9 protein-coding genes are annotated in these 13046 nt (G+C 47.4%); all 9 read right to left on the bottom strand.

Annotated features, from left to right (window positions below):
- Positions 1–121: 121 nt before the first annotated feature.
- The gene (locus HU824_RS13070; protein WP_176469069.1) at positions 122–1414 is read right to left on the bottom strand and encodes a radical SAM protein; all 1293 of its coding nucleotides are present in this window, start codon (positions 1412–1414) and stop codon (positions 122–124) included.
- 56 nt (positions 1415–1470) lie between these two features.
- Positions 1471–1713: a hypothetical protein gene (locus tag HU824_RS13075; protein WP_176469068.1), complete on the bottom strand. Its 243-nt coding sequence runs from the start codon at positions 1711–1713 to the stop codon at positions 1471–1473.
- Between the two features lie 17 nt (positions 1714–1730).
- Positions 1731–2678 (bottom strand): glycosyltransferase, encoded by a 948-nt coding sequence (locus HU824_RS13080; protein WP_176469070.1) that lies wholly within the window; start codon positions 2676–2678, stop codon positions 1731–1733.
- Between the two features lie 17 nt (positions 2679–2695).
- Positions 2696–3055, bottom strand: a complete 360-nt coding sequence (locus tag HU824_RS13085; protein ID WP_176469071.1) for a DUF3244 domain-containing protein — start codon at positions 3053–3055, stop codon at positions 2696–2698.
- 162 nt (positions 3056–3217) lie between these two features.
- A complete protein-coding gene (locus HU824_RS13090) occupies positions 3218–4792 on the bottom strand; it encodes a lipopolysaccharide assembly protein LapB (RefSeq protein ID WP_255260520.1) in 1575 nt (524 codons plus the stop codon).
- A gap of 325 nt (positions 4793–5117) precedes the next feature.
- Entirely contained in the window at positions 5118–7496 is a 2379-nt protein-coding gene (gene topA / locus HU824_RS13095) for a type I DNA topoisomerase (protein WP_176469072.1), read from the bottom strand.
- Between the two features lie 145 nt (positions 7497–7641).
- Positions 7642–9273 (bottom strand): TonB-dependent receptor, encoded by a 1632-nt coding sequence (locus HU824_RS13100; protein ID WP_176469073.1) that lies wholly within the window; start codon positions 9271–9273, stop codon positions 7642–7644.
- Positions 9274–9314: 41 nt separating this feature from the next.
- A complete protein-coding gene (locus HU824_RS13105; RefSeq protein ID WP_176469074.1) occupies positions 9315–12359 on the bottom strand; it encodes a tetratricopeptide repeat protein in 3045 nt (1014 codons plus the stop codon).
- 104 nt (positions 12360–12463) lie between these two features.
- Positions 12464–13003, bottom strand: coding sequence for an NUDIX domain-containing protein (locus HU824_RS13110; protein WP_136011084.1), 540 nt, complete (start codon positions 13001–13003; stop codon positions 12464–12466).
- Positions 13004–13046: the final 43 nt, after the last annotated feature.

The following is a 13046-nucleotide window of genomic DNA, read 5'->3' on the forward strand; positions in this document are numbered from 1 at the left end:
ACAAAACGAACTTACGTGACCTGTTCGATAAGACTGATTTCAACGATATCAAAGAACTCGATTATCCCCTTTTTGAAGGACTATTTGATTAATTTTTTAACTCGTCCATTTTTATTGGACACTAATGATACGCATTATTAAAACGATAACGAATATAATCCGCTATATTTAATTCCATACTTTGTTTTTGGCAGAATCTTCTGAAATTATCCGGAGTGGTTTCCAGTTGTTTCTGGCAGCAAGGCCCCCAGCATAACGGCAGGAATTTGCATGTCCGACACATGTCGTTGTCATAGGTGACGATGGCGAGGCGCTTGTCCAGTTTTGGTTGGTTCCATTGTATGTGTCCATCGGGCAGCAAGACCCCGTCTTGATGCTCTGTGGTGAAATCTCGGCCGGAACATTTATACACGGCTCCATCGTAGGATATCACGCACTGGTTCTTGACAGATGCCTTGCACGAATAACTTCTTCGGGCCATGTTCATGTACGACACCTTGAAGCCGTTCAGCATCCACAGGTTGATGACCGATTTCAGTTCCTCGTTGTCGTAGTTCATGAAGGTACCTGTCTGCCACACGCGTTCCAGATGAATGCTTATCTTGTGGCGGTCTACATCAATCAGGTCTTTAATCAGGTTTTTCATGTAGGGCAGGGTTTCGTCATCGTAGTTGATGCGCAGATTGATGTAGGTGCTACCCAGCTGTTCCGTCAGTGCATAGATGGTCCGTATCATGTTGTCGTAAGTGCCCTCCTGAGTTTCGGGCATGTACTTTATCCGGTCGTGGCGGTCTTTATATCCATCTATGGAAATCTGGAAGGAGGCGTTCAGCTCGTCGAACAGGGGGAGTGTGTCCGGAGTGATGCAAACGGCATTGGTGACGAAGAAGAAGGAGACATGTTTCTGCTGTGTTGTGACGTACTGCTTGATTTGCGACAGCAACGGATATAATTCTTCTTTGAAATAGAGCAGAGGTTCCCCACCGAATAATTCTACGCGAAGGCTGCTCAAATCCGGATTATGGTCGAACAGTTGCTTTACGTGTTCCAGTATGGCTTGGGAATTCTCGGCTGTCAGGTGGCTGCCCTGGATGTGTTTCTCAAAGCAGTACCAGCACCGCAGGTTGCAGTCCAAGGAGGGCAGTAGGGTGAGGTGATAGACGTAAGGTGAGTTTATGCTTGCATCGTACTCTTTGCACAATTCTTGGTACTCGTCCGCTTCATCTTCTATGATGAATCTATTCTTCACTAAGTCTTCATAGGCTTTGGGGGATTGTTCGGACAGTTTTTGCAGGTCGTGCTTCAACAATTCGGCATCCGGATGAGAAAGAAGACAAAAAGAATCGTATTTGGTGTTGTAGCAAATGACGTTATTTTTGTTCTTGGTGTATATATTGTAGTGACTTGTTTTCATAAGTATGTTTCGTAAATTATAAAGATAAGGGTGATACACTTCACCCTTATCAAATCTTACTGGGCAGGAGTATTGTCTGCTGGACTATTGCATCCGCATCCACAACCACTTCCGTTTTCACATCCACAGCCTTTTCCACTGTCACATCCACACCCATTTCCGTTGTTACAACTGCAACCGCATCCGCTACCTGCTGCGCCGGCAGCTGCTCCACCCAAGACGAACATCAGTTCATCTTTCAGCACCTCTATGCCATCCAATGGCAACAGGGCTTCTTTTTCTGTAATGAATTCTTTCATAATGATTTTGATTTAAATTAATAAATATTGCTAAGCCGCTTGACGCGGTCGAAGTCTACGGTAAATATCTGCTTGTAATGCTCCTTTAGCTCTGCCAGCAAATCTTTGTGTTCGTCCAGCAATTGCAGCATCTTCTGATACAAAGGTTCGTTCTGGTGTCGGCAGATGGAAAAGACCTTTTCTTCCAGTTCGTCGGGAAGCAGCAATGCCGCTATCCATAAGCGGTTGTACATTAATTCGTCTTGGCACACCCGGTAGGGGGAGCGTGTGCGATAGATATGTCCTGCCTCGATATTCTTGATAAGCTGACACCGTCCTCCTTCCAGCCATACCTTCAGTGATATATAAGTCTCGTCGAAGCCATAGCGGATAAGTCCTTCCAGCCCACGGAGGTAAATCCAATAGCGTTTGCTGGCGGCATAGGCAGCTCCAAATACGCAAGGAATGTCTATGAGCTCTTTCTCCGGTTCCGAGTCTTCTGTAAAAATCCATTTAGGACTCAGCAGGTTGGCATCTTGAAACGATATATAAGCTCCATAAGAGACTCCCCGTCCTGAGAGGGGAATCACCTCATCGCTTTCGTCCTTGACAAGGGCATATGTCTGGCAGCACAGCAACCGTCTGTCGTCTTCGTCCAGATAGTCCGCAATCTGTTCTGCCCAGCCCTCTCTATAGAATCGCATGTGCGCGTCAAGAAACAGGAAATAAGGGGTTTGTATCAGACTCACTCCCAAATCGCGGCAGGCAGCTATCCCCAATCTCTCTTCGTTTCGGAGATAGGTGGCGGAATAGGGCTTCAACATCTCTTCGTAATCATACAAATGATTGGAAGCATCGTTGATGACCAATATTTCCACCCGATCCGCAGCATATTGCCGTATGCTGGCTACGGTGTGTGCCACTTCCATGCCTTCATTCAAGAAAGGAATGATTACTGTCAGTTTCTTCGACATATCTTCAGACATGCTTGTTCTGGTATTTCTTATTTTACTTCAAAATAGCCTTGATACTTGTGTTTCCCATCGTTCAGCTCTAGGATGTAGGTACCGCTTTCGAGGTTTCCTATAAAAATAGGGGTTTGCAGTTCGGGAAATATCGTAATAATTTCGGATAAGAGTATTTCTTCGTTTCCATTCTTTACAATAATCTGCAAGCTGCTTAATGGTATATCTGAATAAAAATAGATATTGTTATTGTCGTGACTTGCGGTAAGTTCTATAGACATGGAACGGTCATTGATACCTCCATTAATTTGTTTACATAAATTGATAGGTACGTTATCGGCCCAACCATTTACATGAAAGAATAATAAATACAGAATTACTAATGACAAATGCTTCATGGTATTTTCTTTATAATTGTTACTTTTTGGTTGCAAAAGTAGGCATCTGGCACTTATTTCCTGTTGATTTTTTATGCGGTTTTTGTACGGTTTTTATGTGTTTTCTTTCTAAAGTAACATTTTCCTGTACGGTTTTTGTACGGTTTTGCGTAAATATCAGTCTTATAAAGATAAAATTAAGTCATCCCACATTTTGGCGTCACCTTTCTGCCCATAGACTTTTTCATACAATTTTTTTCGGGCAGATGTAATTGTAGATTTTGTTCGTCCGGTCAGAAGTGCTATGTTGCTGGTTGATATATCTGCTTTTATCAATAAACAAATTCGTAATTCAATCTTACTAATAGGGTAAAGTGTATATAAACGACTGGTGAAATTTTTGTATGTTGCGTTAATTTCATCTTGTAGTTCTATCCAATCCTCTTCTTTTAATTCTTCAAAACTTGCTATGGTATGGAATTTATTATAAATTTCAGATTGTTTGAATTTCGCAATTCTTGATTGACATTCTTGATTGTTGAGTTTTATTGTATGTTCTAGTTTCTCTATTTCTTTTAAACTGTGTTGTAACTGTTTCTTTCTTTGCTTTGTCTGCATGTAATATACAATAAATATAAGACTTATAATAACTAGTATTAATGATATAATGATATTCCAGAATCTCTGTCTAACGTTGTCGGCTATTAATTTGTTGTTGGCTTTCTCTCTTAATTGGTAATTATAGAGCGATTGCATTTTGAGGATTGATTCGCTAACAGAAATTCGCTGTATGGAGTCGGTCAAAATTTGATATTGTTTTGTATGTTCTATTGCAGCATCACAATCATGATGCTTTTGTGCAATTTCTGCCATTCCCCGATGAATCGTTTGTTGAGTATAAATATTATTTGAATTTGACAGTAGATTATAATAAAAAGCAGCCGAATCTAACTTTTCGGTTTGTTGGTATATGGTTGCAAGAAGGATATGGTTATTGGGGGTATTCTTGTGTTTTTGTGCATTCAGCAGATTCAATGCTTGGGCATATTCGCCTATTTGTATATACAATGAAGAAAGAGCGTTTTGGGAGATATCTATAAGAAAATCTTTATTCGTTTTCTGAGCTAGTTTATAGGCATTTTGATAATAATATAGCGCACTGTCAATATCATTTCGTGCAATGAAGGTATGCCCTATAAATCGGAGATTGATTACCATCCCTCTGTCATCCTCCAGTAATTCATTGTATAGATAAGCCTTCTTGAAAGCCTTCATCGCCTCCTCATATACATCCTGATAGAAAAATAATTCTCCCATTTGGCTATAAATCACTTTCATAAGTCTGTAGTCAGAGCCGCCTTCCAGCAGTTCGGTCGCTTTTTGATAATAATTCAAAGCCTGCGGTGCATCCTTCAGGTCGGAATATACCCGTCCGGCATAGTAGTATGCTTCCGGCAAGTGTTTCTTGTCGTTTCTGTCTTCATAGTAATGCAGGACTTGGAGTAGTGCGCTGTCTGAGGTGTGCGTCACATAAGCCTTGTCGCGGGCTTTGATGCACAGTAGTTGGTAGTACATCTGTGTGCTCTGTGGTTCTGTAAGTATGCTGTCTTTCATCCTGTCCAGCAATGTGCAGGCACTATCGGGGTGGTCGTAGACCAATGTGTCTGCTGCTTGCAGGGTATATGGATAAGGTCTGTTGCGGCAGGCATGGCAACATAACAGCAGAAGGCATACATATATCAACTTTAATATTTTCATTGTGTCATTGTTTTTTCAGTTTATCAATAATGGCAGGTACTGGAAACAGTATGGCTCATTGGTGCCATAAATGAAGACAGTATGCCGACTCTATTAAAATAGACGCATAAAAAAGAAAAATCTCCTATTAGGGAAGGTGTTTTTTTGGGGGTTAAAGAAAGCTAAAGGTTACTCAAGCTTCACAGAAGGATTTGCTGAAGGTTTGGAGTAAGGTGGTGTTGTTATAATATTAGGCGCGGATTACGCGGAATGACATGGATTCAATAAACAGAATTCGTGAATTCCGCGTAATTCGCGTCTAAAAAAAGTATTAAGAGGTTTTACTCTATTTCTTCTTGTTTGCTTTCGTAGTTTTTGTTGCTTTCACCGCCTTTGCAGTCCGTTTCGGTTGGCCCGTCTCCTTGTCGCTTTGCAGTTTCACAATTTCCAGACAAGCCTGAAGGTTCAGGTCTTGGGGGATGATGTCTTTAGGAATCTTGTAGTTGCTGCCTTTATAAGCGATGTAAGGGCCATAGCGCCCGTTCAGGATTTCCAGTTCCGGTTCTTCCTCAAACTTTTTGATATGTTTCTGGGCTTCTGCTTCCTGCTTCTTTTGTATCAGTTCGATGGCTTCTTCCAGCGTGACAGTCATCGGGTCCATTGTCTTGGGCAACGAAGCATACAAGCCGTTGTTCTGGATATAGGGTCCGAAACGACCTGCACCGACAACTACGTTTTTGCCTTCGTATTCGCCGAGGGTACGGGGAAGTTTGAACAGCTCCAGCGCTTCTTCCAGTGTAATGGTCTCGATGGACATCTCTTTCTTTACCTGGGCGAAACGGGGCTTTTCCTCATCTTCGGCAGTACCTATCTGTGCTACTGGGCCGAAACGTCCGATTTTTACAGACACTTGCTTTCCGCTGACGGGGTCTGTTCCCAGAATCCGTTCGCCTGCCTTGTGGGCGGTTTTCGCGGCAAGCGTGTTTTCTACTGAAGGATGGAATTTCTTATAGAATGTTTTCAGAATGGCGGTCCATTGCTTGTCGCCTTCGGCTATTTCGTCGAATTGCTTTTCGACGCTCGCTGTGAAGTTGTAGTCAAGGATGTCAGGGAAGTACTCTATCAGGAAGTCATTGACCACGATACCCGTGTCAGTCGGCATCAGTTTTGACTTTTCGGCTCCGGTGATTTCCGTATAGTTGTTGTCCGTTATTTCATTGCCTTGCAGGTTGAGCACATTGTAGATGCGTTCTTCGCCCGTTTTCTCTCCTTTTATTACATATTCGCGCTGCTGGATGGTGGAAATGGTCGGAGCGTAGGTAGACGGACGTCCGATACCCAGTTCCTCCAATTTGCGCACAAGGCTTGCTTCCGTGTAGCGGGGAGGGTGTTGGGTGAAACGTTCGGTAGCGGTGATACCTTCATGTTCGAGCTTCTGTCCTTTTTTCAGAGGGGGCAGTAGGCGTACTTCATCTTCCTGGGTTTCTACATCATCATCGTACGATTCGCGGTAGACGCGCAGGAAACCGTCGAATTTTACCACTTCTCCGGTTGCAGTGAAAGTTTCCGGCTCGTTGCTGATGCCGATGGTTACGGTTGTTTTTTCCACTTCGGCGTCTGCCATCTGCGAGGCGATGGTACGTTTCCAGATGAGGTCGTACAACTTTCTTTCTTGTGGGGTACCTTCTATCTTGGCATTTTCCATGTAGGTGGGACGGATGGCCTCGTGCGCTTCTTGTGCTCCTTTAGTCTTGGTGGCGAAGTGGCGGTTGTGTACATAACGTTCGCCCATCAGGTTGGAGATGGTTTCACGGCTGGCGTTGACGGCAAGCTCGGAAAGGTTGACGGAGTCGGTACGCATATAGGTTATCAATCCCGATTCGTACAGACGTTGCGCCACCATCATGGTTTGTGCCACGGTGAATCCCAGTTTGCGGGCAGCCTCCTGCTGCAAGGTAGAGGTGGTGAAGGGGGCGGCAGGACCTTTCTTCAGCGGACGGGTGGTGATGTCGTTGATGGTAAATGTGGCCGATTTGCAGCTTTCCAGCAATTTTCGGGCTTCTGCCTTTGTCTTGAGGCGGTGTGCCAGTTCGGCTTTCATTTCCACCGTTTTGCCGTCGGTGTCCGGAACGAGGAATACGGCGGTAACACGGTAGGATGCTTCACTCCGGAATGCGTGTATCTCGCGTTCGCGCTCCACGATGAGGCGGACGGCTACGGACTGTACACGGCCTGCAGAAAGGGCGGGTTTCACTTTCTTCCACAACACGGGTGAAAGTTCAAAACCTACGATACGGTCCAGGATGCGTCGGGCCTGCTGGGCATCGACCAGATTGATGTCAATGTCGCGGGGATTTTCTATCGCTTTCAGGATGGCGCCTTTGGTGATTTCATGGAAGACGATGCGTTTGGTGCGTTCCGGTTTCAGTTTCAGCACTTCGTACAAGTGCCATGCGATGGCTTCCCCTTCGCGGTCTTCATCGGAAGCCAGCCATACGGTTTCCGCCTGCTCGGCTTCTTCTTTCAGTTGGGTTACGATTTTCTTTTTATCTGCCGGTATCTCGTAATGCGGTTTGAAGTCTTTGTCTACGTCAATACTGAATTCTTTTTTCTTCAAATCACGTATATGGCCGTAGCTGGAAAGGACTTTGAAATCTTTTCCAAGGAATTTCTCGATGGTTTTTGCTTTCGCCGGAGACTCGACTATGACAAGGTTTTTCTGCATAAATTTCTGTTTTTTAGTGACTCCCGCCACTGAATTCGCCCGCAAAAGTAGGAAAAAAAGATTCTTCCCACCTTATAATATAAGGAGAATTTAGCAAAAATGACCTTTTTTGTTCAATTTAGAGCTCCGGCTTGTGCTGCCCCTATTAAAAGAGGAAGCTTACTCCGCCTAAGAAACTAAGACCTTCTGAAGGGTATCCCCAGTAGTACTGGTAATCTTTGTTCAGCAAGTTGTTCACGCGCGCATACACGGAGATACCTTTGAAGAGTTCGTAGCTGCCGTTCAGATAGAGATTGCTGACGGGGTCCGCCTTGTTGCCCTCCACGCCCTGGCGTGAGATGTGCTGATAGCCGATGCCGACAAGCAGTGGGGAGATGGGGCGTACCTTGAGATTGAGATTGCCTTCTACGGCCGGTTTGAAGCTTACTACGACATCAGAACCGTCTGAGTCCGTTGTCCAATGGCGATAGACGGCATTGGCGGCGAGATAGAAAACATCCTTGTAGTTGTAGCTCAGGTCGGCTCCGGCGTAGAGGTTCTTGGTATCTTCTGTGAGGTAAACATTGCTTATCCCGTCGGACTTGACAGTCGGAGTATCAATCAAATCGTTTTTCAAATCCTGATACCCGCCATAGAGGTTGAACCACAATCCGCTGACGGGGCTTGCCTTGAAGCCGATGGCAGCGTTGAGTTGTTCGTAGGTGTCATCCGGCTGTTGGTTGGTTATTCCATAAGGCGTGATGGTTTCCAGACGGCGGAAGTCGTTCTGCAGCCGTCCTCCCTTGCCTTGTGCATAAAGGATGTAGCTGTCCGAGAAGATGTATTGTATGTCTACGTCGGGTGCGGCGCGGAACTGCTTGCCGAAACCGAAAGCCAGGTCGACGTGTGCGCCGAGGTGTATTCTCCAGTCGTCATTCTGAAAAAGATAATAGGGGTTGAAGTCTGCACTGGTGTGGCTTTCGAACCGTTCGTCGCCGTAGAATATGTTGTTCATGGCAAACGCCACACCGATGGTCTGTTCATCGGAGATGGAGCCGGTGACATCGGCTTTCGTACGCACGATGTTTTCTTTGATGTTGCTTACCATGAGGTCGTGTTGCCGTTGGTAGAGCAGCAAATTGGTTTCGGCACGGAATCGGAGAGGCATATCCTCACTCGTGGAGCTTACCCCAAGATGTACGTCGCCCGAAACAAATTTCTGCTTGCCGGCGATAGAACCGGGCAGGGAGTTGAAGTTGCTTTGGTTGAACTTCCCGGTAATGTTCATATCGACTTTGTTGAAGGCGTGTACGTAATCCATGCCGGCATGGGTGCGATAGTAGAAGGAGTTCCACTTCCCGCCGTTGCTCGGCAAGTCCAGTTTGCCATCCATGCCATCCATGCCGAATGTCAGGTTGAGGCGGTCTTTGGGAGACAAGGAGAACAGATAGTTGGCGCGTATATCGAGGTTGCCGTAGTTCCCATATCCCAGACGTGCATAGCCGGGCTGTGCTTTCGTCTGCGTCTCTTTCCCGGTATAGGCTTGCATGATGCCTGCGGGGATTTGGGTTGCCGGCATCAGGGTGGCGTCATATTCCACCGCCTTCTTGCTGACGGTAGGAGGTTCTACTTTGGGGAGCACGTTTACTTTGGAGGCATCCATGATGTCCGGGTTATATTCTTGTTCCACGATTACCGTACGGTTCATGGTGGTGTCTTGAGGTTGTGTCTGGGCTTGTGCTTCCAGAGAGAGCACCGCGAGGGTGACTCCTGCAAGGATGTATGTTATCTTTTTCATATCTTTCACGCTTTCTATGTTGTTTTTATTCCTTAAAGGGCTTACTTCAATTTTTCCAGTCTTTCGTTAATCATCCCTTGTATATCGTCGTCAGCTTGGTAGTTCTGCTGCAAGCTCAATAGGTATTGGCGTGCATCGAGCTCCTTGTTCATGGCTACATATACATCCGACAGAAGGATGAAACTGCGTGCCAGCCAGTAGGCATGCGGTGTGCTCTGGTCAATGAAGTTAAGGATTTCCTTTTCAGCCGAAGCATAGTTGCCGGCGTTGTACCATTGCAGCGCCACCAGGTATTTGGCTTCGGCTCCATAAAGGGTACGGGTGTCTTTTGCCAGCAATTGCAGGTCGTCCATCGCTTTCTTGTCGGCTTTCTGGTTCAGGTATGCCTTGGCACGGTAGTACAGAGCTTCGCTACGAAGTTCCGGAGACAACTTGGCTTCGGCAAGCAGGTCTGTGGCGGCGTTGATTACTTCCGCGTCATCGTGCATCAGTGCTCCACAGCGCAGTACACCGATAGCGCCAAGCTGGCGGCGCTCTGCCGTGGTGGCTTTGGCCTGCAATTTCTTGTAGTCGGCCAATGCCTGGTCGTACTGTTGGCGGTTGAACAAGATTTCTCCATGCATCAGCAAAGCCTCTTCAGAGTATGGGTTGTCGGGGTATTCCAGCAGTTTTCCGGCATGTTCCAATACCGCCTCGTCATCCTTCTGCTCTTTGCCTATGACACACAGATAGTAGTGGGCATTCAGGCTGAAAGCGCCTTCCGGGAAACTTTGCAGATAGCGGGTAAAGCTGTCTTTGGCAGGTGCAGGCTCACCTTTCATGTATGTCTTTTCGGCAGCGATGTAAGTCAGTGAGTCTTGTTCGCTGGGCTCGAAGCGGATTTCGCCCGGCATCTGGGCGGCGAGGGCGGCAAACTCGTCCACGCGGTTGGCATCTACGTAGATGGACTTCAAGTCGCGCATGGCAAGGCGGGCTTCCTCACTTCCGGGGTATTGGGTGACCACATGCTTGTAGGCTTCTATGGCACGGTCATAGTCATCGTTCTGATAGTAAAGCAGGCCGATTTCGGCAGCGGCTTTACGGCTGACAGGGCTTTCAGGATATTTGGCAAGCAGTTCGCGGAAGGTGGCGATGGCCTGGCCGCTGTTGTTGCTCTGTACGTAGGAACGTCCCTTCTCGTAGAGGGCGTTGATGGCGTAGGGCGAGTTGGAGTATTTGGCTGCAAGTCGGTTCAGCATGTTCACCTTTTCCGTATGGTTTTTCTGCATGCCATATACCAGCGCTAATTGATAGACGGCATAGTCTCCGGCGGGAGTGTTCAGGTTCTCGGCTTTGGCATAGCATTGCTTGGCCTCCTCGAAGCGGCGGGCGTGCAGGTTGCAGTCTCCGATGCGGTTGTAGGCATCGGCCAGTGCGGTCGGGTTTTCGCCTTTCTCCAATTGGACGAAGTTGCGGAAACGGTTCTCTGCCGCCGCGTAGTCTTTCTGGTGGAAAGCGATGTAACCAAGATTGTAATAGGCAAGGGCGAACATTTCCGTATCCCTCTGCCGGGTGAGCGACAGATATTCGTTGAAATTGCGGGCGGCTTCTCTCATTCGGTTCAGGCGGTAATAAGACTCGCCAAGCCAGTAGAGGGCGTCTGCTTTGGTCTGGAGGTTGTATTGTCCCAACGCGACGCTTTGGTTGAAGTGTCCGATGGCCTGCTCGAATTGTGTGTTGGCAAAAGACTGGGTTCCGAGGTGGAACAGAATCTTTTGTTTGGCTTCCAGGATGGCCTTGCTGGGGTGGGAGATACGGCCGATGGACTTGAGGGCAGCATCGTAGCTGCGTGTGTTCATGTACACTTCCACCAGGTAGTTGCTGACTTTCTCGGCATATGGAGAGTTCGGGAACTCGTTCAGGAATTTCTCAAAGACGGTCACCGATTCGCCGAAAGCGGAATAGGAGGTCTCGTGAATGCACAAGGCGTAGTTATAGGCAGCTTGTTCCTTGATTTTCATATCAGCGTTGGAAGCGGCGGCCTGCTCGAAGGTCATACGCGCTTTGGGCTTGTCGGCCAGTTGCAGATAGGCCAGTCCCATGTGCAGGTATGCGTTTTGCGAAAGGGCGTCGTTCTCGGTAGTCACTTTGCCGAGGACGGAGGGGACTTGCGAATACACGCCACATTGATAATAGGACATTCCCAGCATGTAAAGGGCATCCCTTCTATGAGTGGAAGATTCGGCATTGTGCTTTATATGTTGTTCGAAGGATTTCACGGCTTCGTGGTACTTCCCGAAATGGTATTCGGCTGTACCGAGGATACGGTTCAGCTCTGCCGCATGCGTGTAGCTCAGGCCGTCGGGATGGGCTGACAGCGCATTCTGCGCCACGATTTCAGCCTTGTCATATTGTTTCTTCAGCAAATAGATTTCGGCAATGTAATAGGGAACCAAATCCTTGTACTTGGCATTGTCTTGCAAAGGCAGGAAGCCGCCGAGCGCTTCGTCATACCGTCCTTGGGTATATCGGATATAAGAGATGTAGTAAGCGCAGTCCGCTGCATACTTACGGCTGGTGCTGCGCAGAGTCTCGAACCAGATTGCCGCCTCCTTTACATTACCGGTTTTCAGATAGCAGGTGGCAAGGCGGTAGGTCATGTCATCCCGCTCTTCGGAACCCAGCAGGTCGAGGCGGGTGGAGTTGAACATGGCAAGGGCATCGTCATGATTGCCTTCGAAGAAGTAGGCGGAGGCAATCAATGCATAGATGCGGTTGGCATGGGGAGTATCGGGATATTCGTCCATGAAGGCACGGAGCAGGTCTATGCTTTGGGGGGCTCTGAGTTCGTATGCGGCGCATACCAGCATGTATTCCGCTTCTTGCCGCTCGCCGGTATCAGGCAGAGGCTTGCCGTCTGCATTCATCTGGCGTACATAGGCTTGCAACGGAGAGATGGCGGCAGCATAGGCCTTTTGCTGGAATAACGTTTGTCCTTCCTTGTAGAGTCGCTTGGGAGAAGTACTCTTCTCGCTTGTTTGTGCTGAGGCGAGTAAAGGTGTGCAACAGAGTGCTGTGCACAATATTCGGGAGATTTTATGTTTCATTTTCTTTTGTTAGAATAGGTGTTTTACAAAAATACGGGTTTTAACCCGAAAATGTTACACTTGTTTGGCTTTTTTAGGATATATACCATAATAAGAACGGATAATCATTCGCTTTTGTTCTTGCGCATATCTTCCAGAAAGATCTCCAGTCCTTTGCGGATGGAGTTGAGTCCAAAGTCTTCCGTACGGATGTCTTTCAGGGGAAGGAAGAAGAGGGATGCCGCATCGTCCATCGCCCTGAAGTGTGAGGCGTCTTCCACCGTACAACGGAAAAACATATCCAGTGTGTGTACGGGGAAGCCCGAATAGATATAAATGTTGGGCAGGGAGAAGAGGTATTCGGCTTTTGTAACCCTCATGCCGGTTTCTTCCTTCACTTCGCGGGCAACACCTTCCTCGCCGGTCTCTGCCATATCAATGAAGCCTCCGGGAAGGTCCAGTGTCCCTTTTGCGGGTTCTTTGGCGCGGCGGCACACCAGCAATTCGTTCTGCCGGTTCAGAATCAGGGCGACGGTGGCGGAAGAGGGGTTGAAGTAGTAGACGAAACCGCAGTCGGCGCATTGCTTCGACTTTTCGTTATGGACTTCGAAATGGGCTGAACCGCATTTCGGACAATATTTGAATTGAGAAAGTGGATGTTCCATGATATTTTAGCCTTTGTCCGGGGACAAAGATAGTGTAAACCGG

The sequence above is a fragment of the Bacteroides sp. L10-4 genome (genome assembly GCF_013373675.1).
GTDB classification, from domain to species: Bacteria; Bacteroidota; Bacteroidia; order Bacteroidales; family Bacteroidaceae; genus Bacteroides; species Bacteroides muris.